Source organism: Solidesulfovibrio alcoholivorans DSM 5433, assembly GCF_000702665.1.
Classification (GTDB): Bacteria; Desulfobacterota; Desulfovibrionia; order Desulfovibrionales; family Desulfovibrionaceae; genus Solidesulfovibrio; species Solidesulfovibrio alcoholivorans.
Genome location: NZ_JNJA01000003.1, coordinates 238,422 through 262,571 on the forward strand (window position 1 = coordinate 238,422; position 24,150 = coordinate 262,571).

A 24,150-nucleotide genomic window follows, 5' to 3' on the forward strand; every position below is an offset into this window, starting at 1 on the left:
GACAGCGGACGATGCGCTGGCCTTACATCCCCGGGCGCTTTTTCACAACCCGGACCGCGCCGACCGGGATGGCAACCTTTGCTTTTATGCGCCGTTGCGGCTATTTTCAGCACAACCTTGCTCAAGGAACCGCTTATGAAACGCTTGGCCGCCGCCTTCCTGCTCTCCCTCGCCCTGTCCGTGCCGGCCCTGGCCGGCGAAATCGCTGTTTTCGCCGCGGCGAGCCTCACCAACGCCGTGGAGGCCATGCGCGCCGCGTTCGAACGCAGCCACCCGGGCATGCTCCTCGTGCCCTCGTTCGCCGCCTCGGGGACGCTCCTGCAGCGCATGCAAAACGGCCAGCCCTGCGACGTGTTCATAAGCGCCGACGCCGTTACCATGGACGCGGCCGTGGACCGGCGGCGCGTCGATCCGGCCACGCGGCGCGTCGTCGCCGGCAACGCCCTGGTCCTGGCGGTTCCGGCCGGCAATCCGGCCAACGTCACCGGGCTCGAGTCCCTCTCGCGCGGCGGCGTCCGGCACATCGGCGTCGGCAACCCCGAATCCGTGCCGGCCGGGCGCTACGCCAAACGCGCGTTGCAGAAACGGGCCATGTGGTTCGCCCTGACCTCCAAACTCGTCTACTATCCGTCCGTGCGCCACGTGCTGGCGGCGCTGGCGGCCGGAGAATGCGACGCCGGCTTCGTCTACGCCACGGACGCGGCCATCGCCGGGGACGCCGTGGCGAGCGCCGCCGTGGTGCCCACCTCCCCGCCCGTGACCTACAGCGCGGCCGTGGCGGCAGGCGCGCCCGATCCCAAGGGCGCGGCCGCCTTTCTCGACTACCTCGCCACCCCCGAGGCGCGCGCGGTGTTCGCCCGTTTCGGCTTCACCGCGCCGTAAGCGGCCTACAGCTCCGGGGCGAAATCGGGTACCAGGCAGATGAGCAGGAGCGGTTCGCCGCCCGTGTTCTCGATGCTGTGCTCGGCGTCGGGCGGAATGTAGGCGACACTTCCGGGGCCGACGTCCACCCAGTCGCCGTCGCGAAGCAATCGGCCCTGGCCGCTGTGAAAAAACTGCTGGTGCTCCCACGGGTGCTTGTGGCGCGGGATGACGCCGCCGGGGGCGACCTCGATCATGCGCATGCAGAAATGGTCCGCGCCGTCGGCCTTGCCGATGAGCACGCGGCCGGTGACGCCGTGCATGGTGGCTGCGGTCAGTTCCCGGGGCAAAACGTCCTTGTAGTCGATGATCTTCATGGCGTGTGCTCCTTTTGCGTTCGCGCCGCGCGCTACGGACACGGCGCGGGCTTCCGGTTGATGCGGCGCACAGGCGCTTGCTTTGCCGGCCGGTTCCGCCGCTTGCGGGCGGCCAGGCGCGCAACGCGGCATCTGCCCGTGATTGTTCACCGGTTTTCATACGGCCCCCGCCTTCCATCGTCCAGAAACCTTTCCGATTCGGCGCAACCCTTCCCTTTCAAGCAGGCTTTGGCTAGCATGGGACAACGCCTGTTTCGCGTCCGGAGTTCTTCATGCCCTTCATGCGCTTTTGCACCGTCCCGGCCCTGTGTCTCGCCGTCGCTCTCGCCGCCTGCGCTCCCGCGACCAAATCCGCCCCCCCCGCGACCGGAAGAACCGCCGCCGGCAAGGCCGCGACGGACACACCCCCTTCGGGGCAGCAACAAGGTTTCCGCGTGGTCATGGGCAAGCCGCTGCCCGGGACGACCGGCCAGGGAACACCCATCAACCGGACGCCTGCCGCGCCGCCCCAGGCGCAGCAGGTTCCCGCCCAGACCGCGCCGCCGCCCCAGGCGATGGCCGCACCCGCGCAATCCCAGGCCGCGCCGATCCCGATGCCGCCCCTGCCGGCCCAGGGGCAGGCCATACCGCCGGCCGCACCAGCGCCGTCCGATGCCGCCGCCACGGCTTCCGGCCGTCCCACCGGCTTCGGCGGGCTGAACTTCGGCGATGCGCCCCATGCCCAGCCCGGGCTTGCCGTCTACGACGCGGAAGCCGGGGACGTGATCACCTATGTCTGGACCAAAGGCCCCACAGACATCTTCGGTGCGCCCATCCGCGAGGCGTTCTACGAATTCTACCAGAACCGCTTCTACCACGTCTGGATCAATTTCGACGGCATGGCCGCCTACAAGAAGGCCTTGGCCGGGCTCACCGGCGCCTTCGGTCCGCCGACCCAGGAAGTGCCGGAAAAGTACTACCACGCCTGGATGCTCGGCGACGTCAACATCTACTGCGCCTTCCATCCCTCGGAAAACGGCGGCGACGTCAGCTTCTTCTACCAGCCCATCTACGAGCCCATGATGGCCGCCGCGCACGCCAAGGCGGCCAAGGCGGGCAAGGCCGCGCCCAAGAGCAAAAAGCCGTGAACGAAAGCCAAGCCTACGCCAGCCTCGTCGCCCACGGACGGGAAAGCGCCGATCTCGCCTCGGCCCTGAGCCTGCTTTCCTGGGACCAGCAGGTGATGCTCCCCGCGGCCGCCCATCCGGGCCGGGCGGCGCAACTCGGCGCGCTGACCGCCGTGCTCCACCGCCGCGCCACGGACCCGCGTATCGGGGAATGGCTCGCCGCCTGCGAAGGCTCGCCGCTGACCCGCGACGCGGCCACGTCCGAGGCGGCCAACCTCCGAGAATGGCGGCGCGACTACGACCTGTCCGTCAAGATTCCCGAGGAACTGGCCGTGGCCCTGGCCCGGGCCGCAAGCGCCGGGCAGCGGGCCTGGGAAATCGCACGGAAAGAAAACGATTTCAAAGCGTTCGCGCCACACCTTCAAGAACTGCTTGAGCTTTCGCGGCGCAAGGCCGAAGCCCTCGGCTATACCACGGAAGCCTACGACGCCCTGCTCGACGGCTTCGAGCCCGGCGAGACCGTCGCCGCCGTCGCCCCGATCCTGGCCGAACTGCGCGGCGCCAGCCGCGAGCTCATCGCAAAGGCCAAGGACGCCCCGCAGCCCCGCGACCTGCCGCAAGGCCCCTACCCCCTCGCGGCGCAGCAGGCCTTTCTCGGCGAAGTCACGCGGATGCTCGGCCTGCCGCCCGAGGCTTCGCGCCTGGACGTCTCGGCCCATCCCTTTTCCACCCTGATCGGCCCGCGGGATGCGCGCATCACCGTGCGCTACGACGCGACGGACTTCACCAAGGCCCTGTTCGGGGCCGTGCATGAGACCGGGCACAGCCTCTACAGCCTGGGCCACGACATCGGCGACGCCCGCCACGGCACGCCCATGGCCGAATACGTCTCCCTGGCCGTGCACGAATCCCAGTCGCGGCTGTGGGAAAACCAGGTCGCCCGCTCCCTGCCTTTCTGGGAGCACGTGCTGCCCCTGGCCGTGCAGCATTTCCCGGAACTGGCCGGATGCGCGCCCCGGGACGTCTTTGCCGCCGTGGGCGCGATCCGGCCGGGTCTCATCCGCGTGGACGCCGACGAGACGACCTACAACCCGCACATCGTGCTGCGCTTCGAGCTGGAGCTGGCCCTCGTGCGCGGCGACCTGGCCGTGGCCGACCTGCCCGGGGCCTGGAACGAAAAATCCCGGGACATCCTCGGCATCGTCCCGCCAAGCGACGCCGCCGGCTGCCTCCAGGACGTGCACTGGGCCACGGGCGCGTTCGGCTATTTCCCCACCTACAGCCTGGGCAACGTCTACGCCGCCTGCCTGTTCGAGGCGGCGCGCGCCGCCCTTCCCGGGCTCGACGCGGCCATGGCCCGGGGCGATTTCGCGCCGCTTCTCGCCTGGCTGCGGACCAACATCCACGAAAAAGGCCGGTTGCTGCGCCCCCGCGACCTCGTCGCCGCAGCCACGGGTCAGGCACCCACGGCGGGGCCGCTCATCCGCCACCTCAAAGCCAAGGCGCAAGCCGTTTACGGCTTGTGATCCTCTCCCGCCGGGGCGCGCGCCATGCGGCATCGCGCTCCGGACCGTCTGCCCCGCGTCCCGACATTTCCTTAAAAAGCGGCAATCCTGGCGGAAACATCCTTGCTCCCGAGCCTGTTTACGTTTATCAAACGCCTCGTTTCACTCTGTGAAACAGGTCGGGAACGCTGGGGGAGCGCTTCCGGACCTGGTTTCCCACACGGGGAAACGTCTTCGCAATTTCCAGTGCAATGCCGGGATATTGCCTGCCCATGCCGGGAGTTATCCCGGCTTGTGGCATGGATCATGCTGCCCGAGGCGCGCGTTGGGGGACGCTTTTTTCGCCGCGGGTTTCGTATCACTTTTTCAAACGGGGAGAACGCATGCGACGCGTATTGTTTCTGGCCATCGTCCTGTGTCTGATCGGGCCCAAAACGGCCCTGCCGGCCAAGAATTCCGGGAAACTGGCCGTCAAGGCGGCCATGGTCACCGAATACGGCTCCGGCCGCGTGCTCTATACGCAGGACGAGGACAAACGCATCGCTCCGGCTTCGGTGACCAAGGTCATGACCATGTACCTGGTCTTCGACCTCGTCTCCTCCGGCCAGGCCAGCTTTTCCGACAAGGTCAAGGTGAGCCGCCGCGCCGACGCCACGGGCGGGTCCACCATGAACCTGCGCGCCGGCGAGGTCGTGACCCTCGACGAACTCATGCGCGGCATGGCCGTGGCTTCGGGCAACGACGCCGCCGTGGCCGTGGCCGAACATTTCGGGGGCGTGCCCCAATGGGTCGACCGCATGAACCGCAAGGCCCGCGAACTGGGCATGACCAGCACCACCTTCAAGACCCCCAACGGCCTGCCCGCCCCGGGGCAGCTGACCACCGCCCGCGACCTCACGAAACTGGCCACCAGCTACCTGCGCCACTATCCGCAGGCCCTGCGCTACCACTCCACCACGGAGATCAACCACTGCGGCGCGGTCCATGGCAACACCAACCGCCTGCTCGGCGTGTGCGAGGGCGTGGACGGCATCAAAACCGGCTACGTAGGTTCAAGCGGCTACAACATCATCGCCACGGCCAAGCGCGGCGGCACCCGCATCATCGCCGTGATCCTCGGCGGGCGCACCAAGCAGGTGCGCAACCGCGAAACCGAGCGCATCCTGAACGCCTCCTTCTCCGGCGCAGTCAGCACCATGCTCGCCGCCACCGACCGCCCGGCCCAAGACGACGACACCCCCGTCCCGGCGAAGATCAGACACGGCAAATCCGGCCGGCACCACGCCAAGGCCCTGCGCGTGGCCGACGCCGACCACCGCGCCAAGATCCACGCCAAACGCGGCGCTTCCGCCCGCTTCGACGCCCATGACGCCAAAGTGAAGACCTCCCGCCACGCCAAGGGGAAAACCAAGGCCACGGCGGAAAAATCCGGCAAGTCCTCTTCCCGGTCCAAGTCCAAGCACCACAAAAAGGCCGGCGCGTCCAACCGCTAGCGCCGCACGAACATCGCCCGCCCCCTTCCCGGGGCTCCGCCCGGGCACAACAGGCAACCCGCATCGCGTGCCCCCCGCCTTTTCGCCGCTCCCCGGGAAAGCCCGGGAAGCGGCCGCATCCTTCGCCCCTGTCGCCTCTTGCGTGCCCGCCCCGCACACCAGGACAACGCGGAATGCGCTTTTCGGGACGCCCTTCCCCTGTCGCAACGGCGCAATGCCGCCCTCCAAAGCGGGGCGGCATTGTTGCGTCCGTCCATACTCACATGCGACCATACAATCGCGTGACAGCACAACAAAAATTCTGACAGCATTGACCCGAACGAATCCTGGCGGGTACTGTTGCGTATTCCTCCAACCTCCAACCAGGAGACGCCCATGAAAGTCAGCGCGAGAAACCTCATCCCCGGCAAGATCAAATCCATCACCAACGGCATGGTCAGCAGCGAAGTGGTCATCGAGATCGCGCCCGGCGTGGCCATCACGTCGGTCATCACCAAGCACTCCGTCGAAGACATGGGCCTCAAGGAAGGCGAGGCGGTCAAGGCCATGGTCAAGGCCTCGAGCGTGATGCTCGTCACGGACTAGCTTCCCCGCCGTACGACACGGTTCGCCATACGCCAGCGCCGGCCAGGCCCAGCTGCCTCGGGGTCTGGCCGGCGTTTTCTTTTTGCCGCGTCCCTGAGCCCTTGCCAGCCGTCCGGCGCGAATGGCACTGTCGTCCCGCCGCATCCGGCAAAAGGATGACGCCATGCGCTACGCCGCCCTTATCGCCCTTTGCCTTGCCGCAAGCCTTACGCCGAGCGTGGGGTTATGTGGTTCGCCTGCCGTGTTCGACGCCGTCGCCGACACCGCGACCCGGCGCGTCGATCCGGCGGAAAAGAAATCCGGCCGCGTGACCGCCCCGGACCGCTCGCCGCCCGAAACCGTCACGGCCCCGGAACTGCCCCCCCTGCCGCCGGCCCTGGCCGGCTCCATCCGGCGCGTGGACACGCACGGGGAAAAGCTCGTCGCCCTGACCTTCGACTTGTGCGAGCTGGCCGACCAGGTTTCCGGCTACGACGGGGCGGTGGTCGAAGCCTTGCGCGCGGCCGGGGCCAAGGCCACCTTTTTCGCGGGTGGCAAATGGATGCGCTCCCATCCCAAACGTGCCATGGAGCTCATGGCCGATCCGCTCTTCGAGGTCGGCAGCCACGCCTGGACCCACGGCAACTTCGGCCGCCTGGACGATGCGGCCATGCGCCGGGAAATCGTCTGGGCGCAGGCCGAGTACGCCCTGCTGCGGGAAAAGCTCGTGCGTCTGGCCCAGGAAAAAGGCGTCTCGCAGGCGGCACTCGCCGCCATCCCGGCCGTGCCCGCGCTCTTCCGCTTTCCCTACGGCCGCTGCCGCCCCGAGGCCCTGTCGCTCCTTGCCGCCATGGGCATAAAAGCCGTGCAGTGGAGCCTGACCACGGGCGACCCCGACCCGGCGTCCACGCCCGCGCGCATCGTGGACACGGTGCTTGCGCGCATCCGCCCCGGCGACATCGTCATCGGCCACGCCAACGGCAACGGCCACGGCACGGGCGAGGCCCTGCCGCGGCTGCTGACGGAACTTTCCAGGAAGGGCTACCGGTTCGTGACGGTCAGCGAACTGCTCGCCGCCGGCCGACCCGTGACCGCCTCGGACTGCTACGATTCCCATCCCGGCGACACGGCCCGCTACGACGCCGTCTTCGGCGACGGCACCCTGCACCCGCGCAAGCGGGCCGCGGGAAAAGGGACGGGGACAGGGACGGGGATGGGGATGGGGACAGGGGGAACGCCTCCGGCGGCCAAAGGGCTGTCGCCCTCTGGACTCCCTTAAAAATTGCAGCGCTGCTTCACGCTGCACTGATAGAGCGCGTTCCCCACATGCCCCTATCGGGGTGGTCCAGGAGGGGCCCTCGGCCCCTCCTGGCCGCCGGAGGCATCTTCCTTCCTTTCTTTTCTACTTGCCCGTTTCGGGCGCAGCGTCCCGGCGATAATGGGTGATGGAAGCGACCTTGGAATCCTTGCCCGCTTCGAGGTATTTGACGATCAAGGTGTTCTTGCCGGTCACCTGGCCGATGTACGTGCCGTCGTCATCGACCATATAGATCTTGTGGCCGTCGAGCACGCCGAGCACGGTTTCCTTGGCCTTGGCCGAGGCTTTGGTGCCGGAAAAACTCGGGCCGTCCTGCTTGTCGATGGTCAGCGTCCAGTCCGCGTGCAGGAATTTCGGCGCGTCGGTCGCATCGGCATGGCCGAGCTTGCCCATAGCCACGGTGTCCGAGGCGCCTTTCCAGACGCCGGTGACGTCGGGGACGTCCTTTTCCTTCTTTTCCTTGTGCTCCTTGGCCAGCGCCGGTACGGCAACCAGGATGCAGCAGGCGAGGCAGGCGACAAGCGCAGCGCGAAAGCGGACCATAAGAACCCTCCGTTGCTCGGGTTGGGGACCGGCCCCGGAAACGGATGCGCCGTTTGCGCCCCACCGGGATTCGGACCTGCGTGATGTGGCAACTTCAGAGAAGTCTTAGAAAAAAGGATGCGCCATGACAACAACCGCCCAACCGATCCTCGTCGCCCGGGGCGATACGGACTGCCTGTTACTGCCGGCCATGGCCAACCGCCACGGGCTGGTCGCCGGGGCCACGGGCACGGGCAAGACCGTCACGTTGCGCGTGCTGGCCGAGGCGTTTTCCGCCATGGGTGTTCCGGTTTTCCTGGCCGACGTCAAAGGCGACCTGTCGGGCATGGCCGCGCCGGGGGGCGACAATCCCAAGATCGCGGCCCGGGCGAAGGAACTCGGCCTTGCGCTTGCCCCGAGCGCCTGCCCCGTGGCCTTCTGGGACGTGTTCGGCCGGGAAGGGCATCCGCTGCGGGCCACGGTTTCGGAGCTCGGGCCGTTGCTTCTTGCGCGCCTGCTCGGGCTCAACGACACCCAGGCCGGGGTGCTCGAAATCGTCTTCCGCGTGGCCGACGACGCGGGCATGCTGCTGCTCGACCTCAAGGACCTGCGCGCCATGGCCGCGTATGTCGGCGAGAACGCGGCAATGTACCGCACGCGCTACGGCAATGTCTCCGCGGCCTCGGTCGGGGCCATCCAGCGGGCGCTTCTCTCCCTGGAAAGCCAGGGTGGCGAGGCCTTTTTCGGCGAGCCGGCGCTTGATCCCGACGACCTGCTCCAGACCGACGCCTTGGGCCGGGGAGTGGTCAACATCCTCTGCGCGCGCACGCTGTTCGCCTCGCCCAAGGTCTACGCCGTCATGCTCCTGTGGCTCCTGGCCGAGCTCTTCGAGCGCCTGCCCGAGGTGGGCGACCTCGAGAAACCCAAGCTCGTCTTTTTCTTCGACGAGGCGCATCTGCTCTTCGACGACGCCCCGGCGGCGCTGCTGGAAAAAATCGAGCTGACCGTGCGGCTCATCCGCTCCAAGGGCGTCGGTGTCTATTTCGTCACCCAGTCGCCCCTGGACCTGCCCGACGCGGTGCTCGGCCAGCTCGGCAACCGCGTGCAGCATGCGCTGCGCGCCTTTTCCCCCCGCGACCAGAAGACCGTGGCCGCCGCGGCCGACACCTTCCGGCAGAATCCGAAGTTCGACGCCAAGGCGGCGCTGACGGTGCTCGGCGTCGGTGAAGCGCTGGTCTCCTGCCTTGATGCACGCGGGCAGCCGAGCGTGGTGCAGCGCGCCCTGGTCGTGCCGCCAGTTAGCCGCATGCAGCCCCTAAGCGACGCCGAGCGCGAGGCCGTGGTGCGCGCCTCCCCCCTTTTCGGGCACTACGAACAGGCCATCGACCGGGAATCGGCCTTCGAAATGCTCAGATCCCGCGCCGTGGCCCAGGAAGCGCAACCCGCGTCCCAAAAAGAAAAACCGTCCCAGGCCGAAAAGCTTGTCCTGGGCATGGCCCAAAGCGCCCTGCGCTCCATCGGCACGCAGATCGGCCGCCAGATCGCCCGCGGCGTCCTGGGTGCGCTGTTTGGGGGGGCGAGGCGTTGAGGGAATGTGAGAAGAGTGAGGAAAGGGAAATGGGGAAAATGGCTCCGGCGGCCAGGAGGGGCCGAGGGCCCCTCCTGGACCACCCCGAAGGGGGGAAGCAGGGGTTTAGTCCAGGGTCTGGCGGTAGCGCTTGACGCCAAGGCCGAGGGAGACGAGCAGGAACAGGCCAATGGGCCACATGTGCGGCAGGATGTCGAAAAAGCCGTTGCCCTTGAGCACGATGCCCCGCACCACGCGCAGATAGTGCGTCAGCGGCAGCACCGAGCCGATCCATTGCGCCCACTCGGGCATGCCCTGGAAAGGAAACATGAACCCGGAAAGCAGGATGCTCGGCAGAAAGAAAAAAAACGACATCTGCACGGCCTGCAACTGGTTCTGGGCGATGGTGGAAAAGGTGATGCCGACGCCGAGGTTGGCGGCGATAAACGGAAACGAGACCAGAAACAACAGCGGCAGGCTGCCGATTACCGGCACATGGAACAGCAGGCGCGCCGCCAGCACGATCAGGCCCATCTGCAAATACCCCACAATGATATAGGGCAGAATCTTGCCGAGCAGCACTTCCGTCGGCCGCACCGGCGTGATGAGCAGGTTTTCCATGGTGCCGCGCTCGCGTTCGCGCGTGATGGCGAGCGATGTGATGATGACGAGCGTCATGGTCAGCACCACCCCCATGAGCCCGGGCACGATGTTGTATTGCGTGATGGCCTCTGGGTTGTAGCGGGCGTGCAGGCGCAGGTCCACGGGGCCTTCCCCGGCGCGCAACGACAACAGCGGCCCGGTCAGGTCGCGGTTGAAGGCGTCGGTTGCGGCCTGGCGGATGGCGGCCACGGCGTTGGACGTGGCCGAAGGGTCGGTGGCGTCGGCTTCCAGCAAAACCACCGGGCGCTTGCCGCGGATGAGGTCGCGGCCGAAATTCTGCGGTATGGTCAGCACGAACTGGATGCGGCCCAGGCGCAGCAGTTCGTCGGCCTCGGCCTCCGTTCGCAGGTCCTGGGTGAACTGGAAATAGAGGCTGTTTTTCATGGCCGTGGCCATGTCGCGGGAAAAGACCGAGCGGTCGTTGTCCAGTATCGCCGTGGGCAGATGTTTGGGATCGGAATTGATGGCGTAGCCGAAGAGAATAAGTTGGAGCAGCGGAATGCCGACCATCATGCCGAAAGTCACGCGGTCGCGACGCATCTGGGTGAATTCCTTGGACACCATGGCCGCGAACCGCTTGGGCGAAAAAGTGAAAAGCTGTCGCATCATGTCGTCGCCTTGCGCATGAGGCTGATGAAGACCTCTTCGAGGTTGGAGGGAATCCGGCGCACGGCAAGGGGCTCGGCCGCATACGGCGCGAGGCTTTGCGTCAGGGCCGCTTCGTCGCGGCCGCTCACGTGCAGGGTCACGCCGAAGGCCACCACCTGCTCGACACCCGGCAGGCCGCGCAGCCTGTCGATGAGGTCGTAGAGTTTCGGCCCGGCGATCTCGAACGTGGCCAGCCCCTCGGCGGCCACGATCTCCGCCACCGTGCCCGTGGCCAGCAAGTGGCCGTAGGCGATGTAGGCCAGGCGGTGGCAGCGCTCGGCCTCGTCCATGTAGTGCGTGGAAATGAGCGCCGTGATGCCCTCGCCGGCGAGCTTGTGCACTTCGTCCCAGAAATCGCGCCGCGCCATGGGATCGACGCCGGCCGTGGGCTCGTCGAGCAGCAGCAGCTTCGGTTCGTGGATCATGCAGGCGGAAAGCGCCAGGCGCTGCTTCCAGCCGCCGGAAAGCGTGCCGGCCAGCTGGTCGCGGAAGCGCCCCAGGTTCATGCGCTTGATGGTGCGGGCGATGGCCGTTGCGCGGTCCGCGACGCCGTACATGCGCGCGATGAAATCAAGGTTTTCCCGCACGGTCATATCTTCATAGAGCGAGAACTTCTGGGACATGTAGCCCACATGGGGCTTGATCAGTTCCGCCTGCTCGCGCACGTCGAAGCCCAGGCACGTGCCCGTGCCGTCGTCGGGGCGCAACAGCCCGCAGAGCATGCGGATGAACGTGGTCTTGCCCGAGCCGTTGGGCCCGAGAAAGCCGTAGATTTCCCCGCGTCCGACACGCATGTCGATGTGGTCCACCACGGTCTTTTTGCCGAAGATCTTGGTGAGCCCCGCGACGTCGATGACCGGGGCCGCCGCGTCCGCGCTCATGACGCGCCACCGCCCGCTTCCGGCGTCACGTCCACGGGTTGCCCGGGATGCATCCGCGCCGCCACGTCCGGGGCAAACCGCCCCTCGACCATGATGACGAGCTTTTCGCGAAAGCCCTGGCTGTAGATGACCGGCGGCGTGTATTCCACCGAGGGCGCGATGTAGGAGACGGTGGCCGCGACGGGCGCGCCGCCGTCGAAAGCCACGCGCAGGCGCTGCCCCAGGGCGAGGGAGCCGGCCACGGCCTCGGGCACGAAAAAGCGCACCTTGACGTTCGCCGGCGGCAAGAGCGTCACCACAGGGCTTCCCGCCGCCACCCATTCGCCCGCGTAGTGCAGCACGTCGTAGACCAGACCGGAGACGCCGGCGGCCTGCGTCATCTGGCCGAGGTTCCAGCGCGCCTGGTCCAGGGCGGCCCTGGCGGCCTCCACGGCGGCCTTGGCGGCGAGGATCTGGTCCACGCGGCTCGGCAGCTTGCCCGTGGCCAGCTTGGCTTCCAGTTCCCGCACCTGCTGCTTGTCCCGGGCATGGGTCGTGCGCGAGGTGTCGAGTTCCTCCTTGGCGATGACGGCATCGCCGTACAGTTTGATACGGCGGTCGTATTCCAGGGAGGAAAGCGTGTGCGAGGCCTCGGCCCGGCGCAGGTCGGCTTCGATCTGCGCGATCTCCTCCGGCCGCAGCCCCTTTTGCCTGTCGTGCAGCGTGTCCTCGGCCTGGCGCAGATCGGCCTCGGCCAGGGCGACGCCCGCGGTCTCGTAGGCGTGCTCCAACACATAAAGCGTTTGCCCGGCCTCCGCCACGTCGCCCCGAGCCACGTCGAGCGCGTCCAGCCGCCCGGCGATCTTGCCGGCCACGTACACGAATTCGCCCTCGATATACCCCTGGTAGGCCGACGAGCCCTTGGACTCGCACCCGGCAAGCAGAAGCAGCACAAGGAGAAGCGCGGGAAAAACGAAACGGTCAGTCGTTTTCATGGCCTGTCTCCTGGGACGCGTCCGGTTGGGCCGGGGCGGCCAGCCCCTTGCCGAGCAGCCCTCCGACGAAGGCCGCGGCATCGGCCAGGGGCGAATCGAGCCGCAGCCCAAGTCCCTGCGACGCGGCAGCGAACCGCGCCCGCAGCGGCTCGGACAGGCTGTAGACGACCATGGTCCCGACGAGCGTCAGGTGCACGAGAACGGGCTCGGCCGGGACGAGCGCCCCTTGCGCCGCACCCTTTTCCAGGATGCCGCGCGTGACGCCGAAGATGCGGCGAAATTCCGCCATGGCCGCCGCCGGCATGTTGGCCCCGCCCGAGGCCATCTCCAGGGCCATGATGCGCGGCAGCATGGGCAGCTTGGTGAAAAGCCCGGCCAGGGCCGTGGCCAGGGCGGTGAAGGCCTCGCCCGGCGTGCCGCACGAACCCGGCGCGCCGGCCGCCTGCTCCAGCGCGCCGGCCACCTGGCCGAACAGGTGGAGCATGACGGTTTCGTAGAGCTTTTCCTTGTTGCCCACGTGGTAGTAGAGGCCGGCTTTGTTGACCCCGGCGCGCCTGGCGATGGCGTCCACCTTGGCCCCGGAAAAACCTGCCCGGCCGAATTCCTCGGCCGCCGCTTCGAGGATGCGTTCCCGGACCGAATCCGGGGCATTGGCTATGACCATATGTTTCAACCTTTTCGTTTAACCAAACGGTTAAAACATCCGGTTGTCCCCGTCAAGGATGCCGAACGCGCCGGGAACGCTTTTCATTTGCGTGAAAGCGGTGTAATCCGAAGTGCGGCCGGCCCACGCAAGGGGCGCATGAAGCCGACATACCATGACCGACGCCATCACACTTCTTCTTTCCCCGGCAGCTTATGTCGGCAGGACGGCACTGACCGTCATCGCCGAGCTCGGAGGCTTCTGCATCTTCCTGGTCCAGGGGCTCTGGCGCATCGTCGTGCCCGCGCCACCTTTGCGCAAGATCGTGCAGCAGGTCTACTTCATCGGGGTCAAGTCCATCTTCGTCATCGTGCTCATAGGGCTTTTCACGGGCATGGTGCTCGGGCTGCAAGGCTATTACACCCTGGTCAAGTTCGGTTCGGAGGGGCTTCTTGGCGCGGCCGTGGCCCTGTCCATCATCCGGGAGCTCGGGCCGGTACTGACGGCCATCATGATCACGGGCCGCGCGGGCTCGTCCATGGCCGCGGAAATCGGCATCATGCGCATCTCGGAGCAGATCGACGCCCTGTGGACCATGGGCATCAACCCCATGCGCTTTCTCATTGCGCCAAGGCTTGCCGCCTCGCTGCTTTGCTTTCCGCTTTTGACCGCCATTTTCGACGTGGTGGGCATCTGCGGCGGCTACCTCACGGGCGTGGTGCTTTTGGGCATCAACCCCGGCGTCTATTTCGACCGCATCGACGCGGCCGTGGAGATGGGCGACGTGACCGGCGGCTTCGTCAAGTCGCTGCTCTTCGCCGTGCTCGTGGCGGCCATCAGCTGCTACGAGGGCTATTTCACCCATGCCCGACGGGACGGGTTCGGGGCCAAGGGCGTCAGCCTCGCCACCACGGCGGCGGTGGTCTTCTCCTGCGTCGCCATCCTGGTGGCGGACTACGTCCTGACCTCGTTTCTCCTGTGAGGGCGCAAGGCGGGCCGTGTTGCAACTTCGGCGGGATATCCGTAAAAGGCCAGTGGCATGAAAAAATACTCCATGGAAACCACGGTCGGGATCTTTGTCCTGGCGGGGCTTATGTGCGTGGCCTACCTGACCGTCAAGCTCGGCAAGCTCGAGGTGCTCGGCGGCGACCGGTATCCGGTGACGGCCCGGTTCAAGGACGTGACGGGGCTCAAAAACGGCGCGTACGTGGAAATGGCCGGCGTGCGCATCGGCCGGGTGGCGGGGATCAACCTCGACACCAAGGACAACATGGCGCTCGTCACCCTCGACATCGACAAGGGCGTGCGCCTCACCGACGATTCCATCGCCTCCATCAAGACCAGCGGCCTGATCGGCGACAAGTTCGTCAAGATTTCCCCCGGCGGCTCGGACGACGTTCTCGGCCCGGGCGGGCTGATCGTCGAGACGGAGCCTTCCGTGGACCTTGGCGACCTCATCGGCAAGTATGTTTTCGGCGGCGTGAAATAACACACGCCCCAGCAACCCCGTCACTTGAACGCGTGGAAATCCTTATGCATCGTTTCGCAAGCCGCATGTTTTTAGCCCTCGCGATCGTCGCCGTCCTGGCCGCGCCTGCGCTGGCCGGAGCGCCCACCGAAGCCTTGAGCGCCTCCATCGACAAAGTCATCGCCCTGCTCGCCGATCCAGCCTACAAGAATCCCGACACCCGCCCGACCATGCGGACCAAGCTCATCACGGCCATCGACGCCGTCTTCGACATGAAGGAGCTTTCCCGCCGGGCGCTTGGCGCGCAGTGGAACAAGTTCACCCCCGAGCAGCAGCAGCGTTTCGTGACCGCGTTCGGGCAGCTTCTCCAGAATACGTACCTTGACAAAATCGAAAGCTACACCGATGAAAAGGTGCAGTATCTCAAGGAACAGGACCTGGGACCCGGCAAGGCCGAAGTGGACACCAAGGTCGTCGGCAAAGGCAAGGAGATCCCCATCTCCTACCGCTTGTCCGATCACAACGGCTGGAAGGTCTACGACGTGGTCATCGAAGGCGTAAGCCTCGTGCAGAATTACCGCACCCAGTTCGGCCAGATCCTGGTAAACGAAACGCCGGATGCGCTGATCGCGAAGATCACCGCAAAAAGGTCCTGACCGGCCAGGGCCGCGCGGCTCCCAACGACACCGCGACGCCTTGGCCCGAAGAACCGGAAACGCTACGGACCGCCTTGCCGGGGAATACCTTATGCCAACCTCCTTGCCGCGCAACACCCTCCTTGTCCTGCTCGCCGCCCTGCTCCTGGCCGCTCCCATCTGCCAGGCGGCCGGAACGCCGATCAACCAGGAAAGCCCCAAACCGGCCGTCGCCGCCCCTGCCGCGTCCACGGCAGCGACCACTCCGGCACAGGCCGACGAAGACTACGCCGAAACCGCGCCCGCGCCCATCGCCGATCCGTTCTACCATTGGAACAAATTCTGGTTCGGCTTCAACCACCTGTTCTACAGCGGGCTCATGCGCCCCTTCGCCAAGGGGTACGCCTTCATCGTCCCGTCCATGGTCCGCAAGGGGCTCAGCAACGCCTACCAGAATTTCATCTTCCCCATCCGCTTCGTAAACGCCCTGCTCCAGCTCAATTTCACCAAGGCTTCCAAGGAGTTCGGGCGGTTCATGATCAACACCACCCTCGGTGTCGGCGGGCTCATGGACGTGGCCAAGTCCGATCCGAACCTCCAGCCCGGCAACGAGGACTTCGGCCAGACGCTGGGGTTCTGGGGCATCGGCGACGGCTTCTACATCGTCTGGCCGTTCCTCGGCCCCTCCTCCGCGCGCGACTCCGTGGGCTTGGCCGGCGACGCCGTGGCCAACCCGCTGTTCTGGATCTTCGGCCCCTGGTCCATCCAGGGCGAGGACAACCCCTGGTATCTGTCCTACGTCGTCAAGGCCGGCGACGTGTTCAACAACCTGCCCGAGACCCTCGAGACCTACGACAGCGTGACCAAGCCGGCGGTCGATCCCTACAGCGCCATAAAGGACGCCTACATCCAGTTCCGCCGCAACGCCGTTTCCCAATAGCACGTTGCGCCTGCCGCCGCCGCGCCCCGGGCGCGGCGGCGGTCGCGTATGCAAAACCCGCCCTCCGCATTCTCCGCATCTCCGACAAGCGACAACCTTATCGCCAAGGCCCTGCCCTTCCTGGGACCGGGCGCGCTGGCCGTGCGGGCCAGCTATCGCCGCCAACGCTTTTCCCGCCACGCCCACGACGGCTACGCCCTGGGCGTCATCGAATCCGGCGCCCTGGCCTTCCGCTACCGGGGGAGCAACCTCGTGGCCCCGGCCGGCAGCGTCAACCTCGTCCAGCCGGGCGTGCCCCACGACGGCGAACCGGCCCTGCCCGAGGGCTGGCGCTACCGCATGCTCTATCTGCCGCCCGAGGCCCTGGCCCGGGTCCTGCCCGAAGGCGCGGCCCTGCCCTCTTTCCGCCAGGGCGTCATCGAGGACCCGGGGCTTGCGGCCATGGTCGCCGCCGCCCACCGCCGCATCCTTTCGCCTTTGGCGAGCGATCTGGCCCGCGAAACCTGCGTGCTTGCACTCCTGGCGACCTGGATCGCGCGCTATGCCGCGCAGCCCGCGCCCGCGCGCGACCCCGGCCCCGAGCCCCGGGCCGTGCGCATGGCCCTGGACATCCTGGCCGCGCGCTTTCGCGAGAACGTCACGCTCGGCGAGCTCGCCGCCGCCGCGAGCCTTTCCCCCTGGCACTTCGCCCGTGCCGTCACCCGCCACACCGGCCTGCCGCCCCACGCCCACCTGCTGGCCAACCGCCTGCGCGCCGCCCGCGCTGCCCTGTCCGGCCCCGAACGCCTGGCCGACATCGCCTCCGACACGGGGTTCGCCGATCAGAGCCACCTGACCCGCGCCTTCGTGCGCCGTTTCGGCCTCACGCCCGGGGCCTACCGCAAGATCGTTCAAAACGTCGACGCGTAAAACACGTACGCCTGCGCCAACGTCTTTTTTCGGAGGAGACATGGCGACACGCGTCAAAGCCGTGGCCGCGCTCATCGCGGCCATGATCCTGGTAGGCTCCTCGCTGGCCACGGGCCGTGTCCTGGTCGCGACCCTGCCCATCCATTTCGCTTCGTTGCTGCGCTTTGCCCTGGCGAGCCTCGTGCTCGCGCCCCTTGTCCTCGTGCGCGAAGGCCGGCTGCCGCACCTGTCCCGACGAAGCCTCGCCATCGTGTTCGCCCAGGCCCTGTGCGGTTCCTTCCTCTTTACGGTCTGCCTGCTGTCCGGGCTGCGCCTGACCGGCGCGGCCGAAGCCGGCGTGACCGCAGCCGCGACGCCCGCCGCCGTGGCGCTCATGGGCTGGCTGCTGTTCCGGGAACGGCCCTCCGGCCGGGCCGTCGGCGGCATCCTCGCGACCATGGCCGGCATCGCCGTCCTTACCGCCGGCGCGGGCGCGGCACAGGGCCCCGCCCCCTTGCAGGGCAATGCCCTGGTCCTTTGCGCCGTAGTCTTCGAGGCGGCCTTCCTGCTGCTGCGCCGCGCCGTGCCCGAGCCGCTCTCCCCGCTTGGCGCGGCGCTATGGGTCTCGCTTTGCGGCACGGCCCTCTTCCTTGGGCCAGGGCTCTGGCAGGCCGGCGACATCACCGCCGCGGACCTGACGCCGACGGCCGTGGCGGCCGTGCTCCACTACGCCCTCGGCGTCACGGTCGCAGCCTATGTGTGCTGGTTCTACGGCGTGGTGCGGGTGGATGCGGCCACGGCCGGCGTGGCCACGGGAATCATGCCCGTGGCGGCCCTGGCCTTTGCGGCGCTGGTGTGCGGGGAACGGATCGGCTGGCGGGAGATGGCCGGCTGCGCGGCCGTGCTGGCCGGCATCGTCTGTCTGGCCACGGCAGGAACGGCACGCCCGGCCCGGACCGCCGTCGCAGGGGCGGTCCGGGTCGAACGTCACGACTCATGAGCCGGTTTTCTTCGGCGGCGGCACGTAGCCGTCCGGCAGGGGCGGCGCAGGCTCGACAATGGGCGGTGCGATGGGGGCCGAGACCTTGGGCGCGGCCGCCGGCTGGGCTTTCGGCGCGGGCGCGGCAGCAGGCGCGCTCGCCGCGGCCGGAGCCTTGGTGCCGGCAGGCCGCTCCGAGACCAGGCGCGGCTCGGTCACGCCCGCGCCGAGCAGTTCGGCCTCAAGCATCGCGCGCGAGCCCGCCTTGCCGGCAGAAACCGTGTAGAAGGGCTTGTTGTTGCGCTTGCCCTGGTCCATGCGGGTGGAAAAGCCCTTCGCCTCCAGGATCGCCATGAGCTGCTTGCCCGATGCGGCATGGGCGAATTCCCCGACCTGGAATGTGAGGTAGGACTGGTCGCCGGGCACAGCCGCGTGCTGCGGCGCGGGAGCGGCAGTGGAGACGGCCTGCGGCGCAGGCTCGGGAGCCGGCTGCTGCGCCTGTTGTTCGAACAGCGCGGCCCCCGGTTTTTCCACCGCCGGCTGCGCGGCCGGGGCGGGCGTGAACGGCTTTGGCGTATAGTCCGCTCCCGCTGGCGGCCGCGACGCCGGAGACGTCGACGGCACGGAGCCCGATGCGGGAGCCGGCACGGTTGCCGGCACAGGAGCTGGCGCGGCGGCGGACGGCGCAGGCGCGGGGGCATATGCCGGAGCGGCCGGCGGCGTCTGGCGCGGCGGCGGTGGCGGCGGTGGCGGCGTCCGCGACCAACCGGTGTCCGTGGACGATTCCGGAGCGGGATGGCCCAGGATCTCCTTTTCAAAACTCTTGTCCGCAGCGCAGCCGGAAAGGCAAAGCGCCGCCAGGACGCACAGGGTCGTCGCAAGCCGCATGGCGACTCCTTTGGTCGGGGTTTCGTCCCGGGTCAGAACGCCATGCCCACGAGGCGGGCGAGCAGGTCCCGGGCCGCATGAAAGGTGCGCAGGGCTTCCTCCAGGGCGGCGGCGTCCCCGGCGGTGGCCGCGCGTTCCACGGCCTCGGCGGTGCGGCGCAGCCCTTCTGCCCCGATGGCGGCGGCGGAGGATTTCACGGTATGGGCATGCAAGGCCACCGCCTTCCAATCCCCGGCCCGCCATGCCTCGTCGAGCCGTGAACGCCGCTCCCGGACCTCATTCCAGATGTAGTCGAAAAATCGTGCGAATTCCTTCCTGCCCACGCCCATGCGTTCGCGGGCCGCATCAGGGTCGAAGGCCTGTCTGTCCTCGGGCGCCATGGCTGCCCCGCATGGATACACTCCCTTCATGCACCCTCCGCAGCTGCGGCGCCTCCCGAGCGCCGTACCCCGAACCGCTCGAACCGGGGTTATTGCAGAAAGACCACTTCCGTGCCCACATCGATCAACCTGGCCAGATCCTTGCCCTCATCGTTGCGCATGCGGATGCAGCCGCTGGTGACCGGCCGGCCGATAGAGCCGGGGTTGTTGTTGCCGTGGATGCGAAAGCCGTACCCGTGGGACAGGATGATCTTGAACGGTCCCATCGGGTTTTCCTTGACGCCGGGCTTCACCACCTCCGGGAGCGTCTTGCCTTTCTTGCGGGCGCGCTCCTTCATGGCCGGGGTCGGCCGCCACCAGGGCTCGAAACTGATGCCCGTAACCACGCCCCAGCCCTGGGGCGCTTCCATGTCCCGCCCCGGCACGGCCACGGTATAGGCGCGGGCCAGGTGTCGCGAGCCGTCGGGCAGGTTCTCGTAGAGGTAAAGCCTGCGCTGGGACAGGCGCACCTCGATGGAATACCGGTTCTTGCTCGCATTAAATTCCGCGACCCGTTCGTCGAGACTCCCCTGGCCGCCGGAACGCGTCAGGGACGCCAGATACGCATCCAGGCCGCCGCCGTCGGCCACGGGCGCATACGAAGCGACCGCATGGCGCGGCACGGCTTCCCGCGCGCCGCCCGCCGGCTCGCGCACGAGCGTCAGGCCCTGCAACGAAGCCGTCTCGGTCTTTTGGGCCAGCCCCACCCCCGGCGCGGCCAACACCAGGCACGCCGCCAAAACGAAAAGTCCCCGCCCCCGCATCGCAGCATCCTCCCGGGCGCACCGCCTCTCGTCCCCACGAGGGCCATGCGCCGCGCGCAGCATCCGACCGCCGGTGTCCCCTCAAGCGGTCTTGTATCGTACGACCGGACGGCGACGCGCCGTCTGGCGTAAAAAATTCGCATCCGGCCAACCCAGGGCGACCACGGCATGGGCGGCCTCCTCGGGCGGCAGGCCCGCCGCGGCCTTGACGCGCCTGTCATGGCGCATGGCCTCCACGGCGTAGCCGATCAGGCACGTCCCGAGCCCCATGGCATGCGCCGTCAGCAGCATGTTCTGCGCGGCCAGCAGCGCATCCTCGGCCGGGCAGCTCGCCCCGGGCCGCGAGCCGATGATCACGGCGGCGACGGCACCGTGAAAAAGCCGGTCCGTGCGGTCGCGGTCCCAGGCGGCCAAGGCGTCCGCGACCGAAGCGTAATACTCCCGGTAATAGTTCTCAAGCTCCGGGCGGCCGATCAGGGCGTAGGCCTTGCGCGCAAGGCCCATGGCCGCGATGCGGTTGAGCCGCCGGAAAAATCCGGCCACGACCTCGCCGAACCCCGCCACCGCCGCCCGAGACGTGAGCACGGTGAAGGTCCAGGCCTGGGAATTGGTGCCCGACGGCGCGGTCACGGCCGCGCGGATGAGGTCCTCGAGCATGGGGCCGGGCACGGCCTTTTCCGTAAACGCGCGGCAGGAACGCCGGGAGCGCAGCAAATCGACGAGAAGTTCGGGCGAAAATTCCCCCGGCGCGACAACCTTGCCGGACGGGGTGAAGGTGGCGAAGGTGTCGGCGTAATTTTCCTCGTCGCCCAAAGTCACCGCTGCGGCCGGGCACACCGCCCGGCAATGGCCGCAGCCGATGCAGTCCGTCCCCTTGACCGCGGCGCGCTGCCCGTCGAAGGCGATGGTCCCCGACGGGCACAGCCGGGCGCACGCGCCGCAGCCGACGCAGGCTTCGGGGTCGATTATCGGAAGCGGACTTGCCATGCCGGATATCTCTCCATGCGCGTGCGAGGCAAAACGCGGCGTCAGGGCCGGCCCCTGTCGGCCAGAGCCGGCTCGACCTTGGCCAGCCGCCGGGCCCCGACGAGCCACCGTTCGTAATCGGTTCCGGCCAGCCGGTCCACTCCCACGCCGCCCCGCCTCGGGCTCGAATGGAGCATGCGCCCGCCGCCGAGGTAGATGCCCACATGGCTGATGCCTGCGGCGCGGTCCGTGGCGAAAAAGAGCAGATCCCCGGCCTCGAGTTCCGTCGGCGCGACCGGCTGGCCCAGGCCCGCCTGGAGCCGGCTTTGGCGCGGCAGGTCGCAACCCAGGCGGGCGAATACGGCCCTGGTCAGGCCCGAACAATCGATACCGGCCGCGCCGTCGCCACCCAGGCGGTAGGGCGCGCCCATGTACGGCGCGGCCAGGCCCAGGATGCGCTCGCCGCGTTCGGAAAGCGGCCCCATGTCCACGGGGAGCACGGCGGCCTGGGGCCTGGGTGGCGGCGGGCCGCCCAGGGCGGCCTGGGCGCGCAGGGCGTGCATCAGGGCCTCATGGTCGGCCTTGCCTTCAAAAAGCGGCTTGTAGTTCGCGTTGACCTTGACCGGACTCGTATGCAGCATGCCGAGGCTGTCCTCGTAGCCATAGATGGTCCGGCAGGCCCCGGGCGCGGGCGCAATGAGCACCGCGCCGCAGCAAAGCCCGAAGGCGGCCAGCATGCGCGCGCCCGGCCTCATACCGCGCCTCCGTAGGTGATGCGCCGGACGTCGCCGATGCGCGTGGTCTTGACGCATTCGCGGCGGAAGGAGCACAGCTCCTGGCCGCAACGGTCATGGACGCCCCAGGCGAAACAGGGGGCAAAGCCCTCGCCCTTCTGGATGGCGCGCACGGCGTCGATGGTGGTGAGCCCCGAGACGTCGAGGCCGAGCTCGCGGGCCTTGTTCTTGAGTTCGCGCACATCGAGGCCCATGGGGCCGTAGAACGCCTCGCGGCCAAGGCCCGACTCCGGAGTGTCGAACAGGCGCAGGAGTACCGTCGCCCCGCCGCTTTCGGTTGTTTGCAGCGTGATCTCGCCGTTGTGCTCGAGTACGGCCTTGCGCGCCAACGTCAGGCCCACGCCCGCCCCACGCGCCTTGGTGGTGAAAAAGGGATCGAAAAGAAACGGGACAAGATCCTGGCGCACGCCGGGCCCGTCGTCGGCAACGGTGATCGCCACGCCGTCGTCGCGGCGACTCAGGGCCACGGCAACATGGGCGACGTCTTTTCCGGAAAATTCCACGGCGTTTTGCAACACTTCCTGGAGCGCCTGGCCGAGCAGGCCCGCATCGGCCACGATCTCGACCTCTTCCAGGGAAAGCGAACATTCCAGGCGCTTGTGCAGGCTCTCGGCCTCCCGTTCGGCCCTGTCCGCCGCTTCCCGGACCAGATCGGCGAGATTGACCGCCGTCAGGCGCGGGTGCGGCAACGACGCAAGCCGCACCACCGCCGCCACGAGCTCCTCCAGCCGGCGCGCCTCCTGGAAAATGATGTCCGGGGACTCGGTTTCCAGATGCCGCTCCTTGTGCTCGCGCAGGAGCTTGAGCGCGAAACCGCCGATGGCCGCCGCCGGATTGCGGATCTGATGGGCCACGGAAAGGGCCAGGTTATTGAGGCTCTCGATCATGTCGTATTGCAGGCGGTTTTTTTCGCGCAACACGATGGTTTCGCGTTCCCGGCTGCGATAGAGCGCGGTGACGTCGTCGATGAGCAGCGTCACGCCGGCCCGCCTGCCGTCGAGCTCCGGGCAGGAGGCGGTCATGGAGAAGCGGCGTTGTTCCCCGTCGGGGCGCAGGTATTCGGTCAGGCAATGCCGGAAGGATCGGCCCCTTTCCACGGCCTCGACGAGGTTGCGGTTGAACTGCTCGTTGAACGGTTCCGGCCGCAACAAGGCGCGCCACCCCTTCCCTTCCAGGGAATCCGACGGCAGTCCCAGCAACGTCCCCGCCGAGGGGCTGGCCACCAACACGTTCCCCTTGGGATCGATGACGACAAGGCCCACCGGCAGGGTTTTGATGACGTTTTGGACAAGTATCTGTCTGACGCTCGGCATGGTGCGCCTCTGGCCGGGGGGGAGACCCCCCGGCCTGCGCTACAAATAGGCCTGCGGCGGCCCGATGGCAAGCGCCGAACCGCAGGTCGGCGCGTCAGGGTTTCTTGGCTTTGGCCGCGGCGGCCTGGGGGTCCTTGGCCACGGCCACGAACTCCTCCAGCACCTCGAGGGGCACGGCGCCGCGCACCGCCGCGCCGTTGACCAGGAAGATCGGCGTGCCGTTGAAGCCGAAATCCCGGGCCTCCTTGACGTCGGCCGCGATGCGATCGGCGAGGTCCTTGCGCTGCAGGTCCTTGGCCAGGCGGTTCATGTCCACGCCGAGCTCCTTGGCCATGGCGGAAAGCGCCTCGTCGCCCTTTTCCGCGACGTCCTTCTGGTTCGCGAAGGCCTTGTCCATGAACGCCCAGGCCTTTTTGGGGTCCTGGAGGTTGATGGCTTCGAAGTAGAGCGCCGCCCGGACGTCGTTTTTGCCCGAAGCGAAATGCTTGAACACCAGGCGCACGTCCTTGGGATGGTCCTGGGTGAGCTTCTTGACGGTGCCTGCGGCCTGAGCGCAGAAATGGCACAGGAAATCCGAATATTCGACGATGGTCACCGGCGCGTCCTGGGGACCGATCGAAGCGCGGCCGGCATCCAGGGCGGGTTTGAGGGGCTTGGCCAGTTCCGCGGCGAAACGGGCCCGTTCCATTTCCTTCTGGCGGTTCCTGGCCGCGACCTCGACGACCTCGAGCACCGCCGGACCTTGCTGACGCAGGGCTTCTATAACGATTTCGGGATGTTCGCGCAACACGGTGCGCACCCGTTCCAGATCGTCGTCGGCATGGGCCGGACCGGCCAAAGCCGCGACCAGCACAGGGGCGATCGCCCATTTCCACTCGCGCATGGGTCCTCCAGGAGATGTCATTGCGGCATGAGCCTCGCGCCGCTTATAGGACCTTTGCCTGCGCCTGTCATCCGCCGCCCATCGACTCCCG

The 24,150-nt window shown here is 67.7% G+C and carries 26 protein-coding genes; 13 read left to right on the top strand and 13 right to left on the bottom strand.

Annotated features, from left to right (window positions below):
• Positions 1 to 135 precede the first annotated feature (135 nt).
• Positions 136 to 882 (top strand): molybdate ABC transporter substrate-binding protein, encoded by a 747-nt coding sequence (gene modA / locus Q368_RS0107130; protein WP_029458480.1) that lies wholly within the window; start codon positions 136 to 138, stop codon positions 880 to 882.
• A 5-nt stretch (positions 883 to 887) separates the two neighbouring features.
• On the opposite strand, the gene Q368_RS0107135 is transcribed toward modA, so the two are convergent.
• Positions 888 to 1,238, bottom strand: a complete 351-nt coding sequence (locus Q368_RS0107135; protein ID WP_029458481.1) for a cupin domain-containing protein — start codon at positions 1,236 to 1,238, stop codon at positions 888 to 890.
• 272 nt (positions 1,239 to 1,510) lie between these two features.
• On the opposite strand from Q368_RS0107135, the gene Q368_RS0107140 reads away from it, so the two are divergent.
• From Q368_RS0107140 to Q368_RS0107160, 5 genes are all read left to right on the top strand, one after another.
• Positions 1,511 to 2,365 carry a hypothetical protein gene (locus tag Q368_RS0107140; protein ID WP_029458483.1) on the top strand — a complete coding sequence of 285 codons (855 nt, stop codon included), beginning with the start codon at positions 1,511 to 1,513 and terminating at the stop codon, positions 2,363 to 2,365.
• A complete protein-coding gene (locus Q368_RS0107145) occupies positions 2,362 to 3,870 on the top strand; it encodes a carboxypeptidase M32 (RefSeq protein WP_029458485.1) in 1,509 nt (502 codons plus the stop codon). Before Q368_RS0107140 ends, Q368_RS0107145 begins: the two co-directional genes overlap by 4 nt.
• A 362-nt stretch (positions 3,871 to 4,232) precedes the next feature.
• Positions 4,233 to 5,342, top strand: coding sequence for a D-alanyl-D-alanine carboxypeptidase family protein (locus tag Q368_RS0107150; RefSeq protein WP_029458487.1), 1,110 nt, complete (start codon positions 4,233 to 4,235; stop codon positions 5,340 to 5,342).
• Positions 5,343 to 5,717: 375 nt separating this feature from the next.
• On the top strand, positions 5,718 to 5,927 hold the full coding sequence (locus tag Q368_RS0107155) for a TOBE domain-containing protein (protein WP_029458488.1): 210 nt from the start codon (positions 5,718 to 5,720) through the stop codon (positions 5,925 to 5,927).
• 163 nt (positions 5,928 to 6,090) lie between these two features.
• Positions 6,091 to 7,185: a polysaccharide deacetylase family protein gene (locus tag Q368_RS0107160; protein ID WP_084158708.1), complete on the top strand. Its 1,095-nt coding sequence runs from the start codon at positions 6,091 to 6,093 to the stop codon at positions 7,183 to 7,185.
• A gap of 123 nt (positions 7,186 to 7,308) precedes the next feature.
• On the opposite strand, the gene Q368_RS0107165 is transcribed toward Q368_RS0107160, so the two are convergent.
• On the bottom strand, positions 7,309 to 7,767 hold the full coding sequence (locus tag Q368_RS0107165; protein WP_029458491.1) for a hypothetical protein: 459 nt from the start codon (positions 7,765 to 7,767) through the stop codon (positions 7,309 to 7,311).
• 124 nt (positions 7,768 to 7,891) lie between these two features.
• On the opposite strand from Q368_RS0107165, the gene Q368_RS0107170 reads away from it, so the two are divergent.
• Complete coding sequence (locus tag Q368_RS0107170; protein WP_029458492.1) at positions 7,892 to 9,334, top strand: helicase HerA-like domain-containing protein; 1,443 nt, start codon at positions 7,892 to 7,894, stop codon at positions 9,332 to 9,334.
• Positions 9,335 to 9,439: 105 nt separating this feature from the next.
• Here the strand turns inward: Q368_RS0107170 and Q368_RS0107175 are convergent, their stop codons facing one another.
• Genes Q368_RS0107175 through Q368_RS0107190 form a run of 4 tightly spaced genes read right to left on the bottom strand, consistent with a single transcriptional unit; the run spans position 9,440 to position 13,143 of the window.
• Positions 9,440 to 10,582 carry an ABC transporter permease gene (locus tag Q368_RS0107175; protein ID WP_029458493.1) on the bottom strand — a complete coding sequence of 381 codons (1,143 nt, stop codon included), beginning with the start codon at positions 10,580 to 10,582 and terminating at the stop codon, positions 9,440 to 9,442.
• A complete protein-coding gene (locus tag Q368_RS0107180) occupies positions 10,582 to 11,505 on the bottom strand; it encodes an ABC transporter ATP-binding protein (protein ID WP_029458494.1) in 924 nt (307 codons plus the stop codon). Before Q368_RS0107180 ends, Q368_RS0107175 begins: the two co-directional genes overlap by 1 nt.
• Entirely contained in the window at positions 11,502 to 12,479 is a 978-nt protein-coding gene (locus Q368_RS0107185) for an HlyD family secretion protein (protein ID WP_029458495.1), read from the bottom strand. Before Q368_RS0107185 ends, Q368_RS0107180 begins: the two co-directional genes overlap by 4 nt.
• A complete protein-coding gene (locus Q368_RS0107190; protein ID WP_029458496.1) occupies positions 12,466 to 13,143 on the bottom strand; it encodes a TetR/AcrR family transcriptional regulator in 678 nt (225 codons plus the stop codon). Before Q368_RS0107190 ends, Q368_RS0107185 begins: the two co-directional genes overlap by 14 nt.
• A gap of 154 nt (positions 13,144 to 13,297) precedes the next feature.
• Between Q368_RS0107190 and Q368_RS0107200 the strand changes: the two genes are divergently transcribed.
• The 6 genes from Q368_RS0107200 (at position 13,298) to Q368_RS0107225 (ending at position 18,053) form a co-directional block, all read left to right on the top strand.
• Entirely contained in the window at positions 13,298 to 14,104 is an 807-nt protein-coding gene (locus tag Q368_RS0107200) for an MlaE family ABC transporter permease (RefSeq protein ID WP_029458497.1), read from the top strand.
• 57 nt (positions 14,105 to 14,161) lie between these two features.
• Positions 14,162 to 14,611, top strand: coding sequence for an outer membrane lipid asymmetry maintenance protein MlaD (mlaD, locus tag Q368_RS0107205; RefSeq protein WP_029458498.1), 450 nt, complete (start codon positions 14,162 to 14,164; stop codon positions 14,609 to 14,611).
• Between the two features lie 44 nt (positions 14,612 to 14,655).
• Positions 14,656 to 15,246 (top strand): Tgt2/MlaC family protein, encoded by a 591-nt coding sequence (locus Q368_RS0107210; RefSeq protein ID WP_029458499.1) that lies wholly within the window; start codon positions 14,656 to 14,658, stop codon positions 15,244 to 15,246.
• A 91-nt stretch (positions 15,247 to 15,337) separates the two neighbouring features.
• A complete protein-coding gene (locus Q368_RS0107215) occupies positions 15,338 to 16,165 on the top strand; it encodes an MlaA family lipoprotein (protein WP_029458500.1) in 828 nt (275 codons plus the stop codon).
• A gap of 48 nt (positions 16,166 to 16,213) precedes the next feature.
• Entirely contained in the window at positions 16,214 to 17,074 is an 861-nt protein-coding gene (locus tag Q368_RS0107220) for an AraC family transcriptional regulator (protein WP_084158709.1), read from the top strand.
• Between the two features lie 40 nt (positions 17,075 to 17,114).
• Positions 17,115 to 18,053: a DMT family transporter gene (locus Q368_RS0107225; RefSeq protein ID WP_029458502.1), complete on the top strand. Its 939-nt coding sequence runs from the start codon at positions 17,115 to 17,117 to the stop codon at positions 18,051 to 18,053.
• Here the strand turns inward: Q368_RS0107225 and Q368_RS0107230 are convergent.
• The 7 genes from Q368_RS0107230 to Q368_RS0107260 form a co-directional block, all read right to left on the bottom strand.
• Complete coding sequence (locus Q368_RS0107230) at positions 18,048 to 18,920, bottom strand: SPOR domain-containing protein (protein WP_029458503.1); 873 nt, start codon at positions 18,918 to 18,920, stop codon at positions 18,048 to 18,050. The two genes, Q368_RS0107225 and Q368_RS0107230, sit on opposite strands and share 6 nt — an antisense overlap.
• A gap of 32 nt (positions 18,921 to 18,952) precedes the next feature.
• Complete coding sequence (locus tag Q368_RS0107235) at positions 18,953 to 19,330, bottom strand: Hpt domain-containing protein (RefSeq protein WP_029458505.1); 378 nt, start codon at positions 19,328 to 19,330, stop codon at positions 18,953 to 18,955.
• 59 nt (positions 19,331 to 19,389) lie between these two features.
• A complete protein-coding gene (locus Q368_RS0107240; RefSeq protein WP_029458506.1) occupies positions 19,390 to 20,103 on the bottom strand; it encodes a L,D-transpeptidase in 714 nt (237 codons plus the stop codon).
• Between the two features lie 81 nt (positions 20,104 to 20,184).
• Positions 20,185 to 21,090 (bottom strand): nitroreductase family protein, encoded by a 906-nt coding sequence (locus Q368_RS0107245; RefSeq protein ID WP_029458508.1) that lies wholly within the window; start codon positions 21,088 to 21,090, stop codon positions 20,185 to 20,187.
• Between the two features lie 41 nt (positions 21,091 to 21,131).
• Entirely contained in the window at positions 21,132 to 21,824 is a 693-nt protein-coding gene (locus tag Q368_RS0107250; protein ID WP_084158710.1) for a C40 family peptidase, read from the bottom strand.
• Entirely contained in the window at positions 21,821 to 23,176 is a 1,356-nt protein-coding gene (locus Q368_RS0107255) for a sensor histidine kinase (protein ID WP_029458510.1), read from the bottom strand. The genes Q368_RS0107250 and Q368_RS0107255 overlap by 4 nt, the downstream gene beginning before the upstream one ends.
• A 94-nt stretch (positions 23,177 to 23,270) precedes the next feature.
• Entirely contained in the window at positions 23,271 to 24,059 is a 789-nt protein-coding gene (locus Q368_RS0107260) for a DsbA family protein (protein WP_029458512.1), read from the bottom strand.
• Between the last annotated feature and the right edge of the window lie 91 nt (positions 24,060 to 24,150).

What these genes read in the sequence shown, in the direction of transcription:
- modA (WP_029458480.1), top strand. Translation starts at nt 136, where the DNA reads ATGAAACGCTTGGCCGCCGCCTTCCTGCTCTCCCTCGCCCTGTCCGTG.
- Q368_RS0107135 (WP_029458481.1), bottom strand. Translation starts at nt 1,238, where the DNA reads ATGAAGATCATCGACTACAAGGACGTTTTGCCCCGGGAACTGACCGCA.
- Q368_RS0107140 (WP_029458483.1), top strand. Translation starts at nt 1,511, where the DNA reads ATGCCCTTCATGCGCTTTTGCACCGTCCCGGCCCTGTGTCTCGCCGTC.
- Q368_RS0107150 (WP_029458487.1), top strand. Translation starts at nt 4,233, where the DNA reads ATGCGACGCGTATTGTTTCTGGCCATCGTCCTGTGTCTGATCGGGCCC.
- Q368_RS0107155 (WP_029458488.1), top strand. Translation starts at nt 5,718, where the DNA reads ATGAAAGTCAGCGCGAGAAACCTCATCCCCGGCAAGATCAAATCCATC.
- Q368_RS0107160 (WP_084158708.1), top strand. Translation starts at nt 6,091, where the DNA reads ATGCGCTACGCCGCCCTTATCGCCCTTTGCCTTGCCGCAAGCCTTACG.
- Q368_RS0107165 (WP_029458491.1), bottom strand. Translation starts at nt 7,767, where the DNA reads ATGGTCCGCTTTCGCGCTGCGCTTGTCGCCTGCCTCGCCTGCTGCATC.
- Q368_RS0107170 (WP_029458492.1), top strand. Translation starts at nt 7,892, where the DNA reads ATGACAACAACCGCCCAACCGATCCTCGTCGCCCGGGGCGATACGGAC.
- Q368_RS0107175 (WP_029458493.1), bottom strand. Translation starts at nt 10,582, where the DNA reads ATGCGACAGCTTTTCACTTTTTCGCCCAAGCGGTTCGCGGCCATGGTG.
- Q368_RS0107180 (WP_029458494.1), bottom strand. Translation starts at nt 11,505, where the DNA reads ATGAGCGCGGACGCGGCGGCCCCGGTCATCGACGTCGCGGGGCTCACC.
- Q368_RS0107185 (WP_029458495.1), bottom strand. Translation starts at nt 12,479, where the DNA reads ATGAAAACGACTGACCGTTTCGTTTTTCCCGCGCTTCTCCTTGTGCTG.
- Q368_RS0107190 (WP_029458496.1), bottom strand. Translation starts at nt 13,143, where the DNA reads ATGGTCATAGCCAATGCCCCGGATTCGGTCCGGGAACGCATCCTCGAA.
- Q368_RS0107200 (WP_029458497.1), top strand. Translation starts at nt 13,298, where the DNA reads ATGACCGACGCCATCACACTTCTTCTTTCCCCGGCAGCTTATGTCGGC.
- mlaD (WP_029458498.1), top strand. Translation starts at nt 14,162, where the DNA reads ATGAAAAAATACTCCATGGAAACCACGGTCGGGATCTTTGTCCTGGCG.
- Q368_RS0107210 (WP_029458499.1), top strand. Translation starts at nt 14,656, where the DNA reads ATGCATCGTTTCGCAAGCCGCATGTTTTTAGCCCTCGCGATCGTCGCC.
- Q368_RS0107215 (WP_029458500.1), top strand. Translation starts at nt 15,338, where the DNA reads ATGCCAACCTCCTTGCCGCGCAACACCCTCCTTGTCCTGCTCGCCGCC.
- Q368_RS0107220 (WP_084158709.1), top strand. Translation starts at nt 16,214, where the DNA reads ATGCAAAACCCGCCCTCCGCATTCTCCGCATCTCCGACAAGCGACAAC.
- Q368_RS0107225 (WP_029458502.1), top strand. Translation starts at nt 17,115, where the DNA reads ATGGCGACACGCGTCAAAGCCGTGGCCGCGCTCATCGCGGCCATGATC.
- Q368_RS0107230 (WP_029458503.1), bottom strand. Translation starts at nt 18,920, where the DNA reads ATGCGGCTTGCGACGACCCTGTGCGTCCTGGCGGCGCTTTGCCTTTCC.
- Q368_RS0107235 (WP_029458505.1), bottom strand. Translation starts at nt 19,330, where the DNA reads ATGAAGGGAGTGTATCCATGCGGGGCAGCCATGGCGCCCGAGGACAGA.
- Q368_RS0107240 (WP_029458506.1), bottom strand. Translation starts at nt 20,103, where the DNA reads ATGCGGGGGCGGGGACTTTTCGTTTTGGCGGCGTGCCTGGTGTTGGCC.
- Q368_RS0107245 (WP_029458508.1), bottom strand. Translation starts at nt 21,090, where the DNA reads ATGGCAAGTCCGCTTCCGATAATCGACCCCGAAGCCTGCGTCGGCTGC.
- Q368_RS0107250 (WP_084158710.1), bottom strand. Translation starts at nt 21,824, where the DNA reads ATGAGGCCGGGCGCGCGCATGCTGGCCGCCTTCGGGCTTTGCTGCGGC.
- Q368_RS0107255 (WP_029458510.1), bottom strand. Translation starts at nt 23,176, where the DNA reads ATGCCGAGCGTCAGACAGATACTTGTCCAAAACGTCATCAAAACCCTG.
- Q368_RS0107260 (WP_029458512.1), bottom strand. Translation starts at nt 24,059, where the DNA reads ATGCGCGAGTGGAAATGGGCGATCGCCCCTGTGCTGGTCGCGGCTTTG.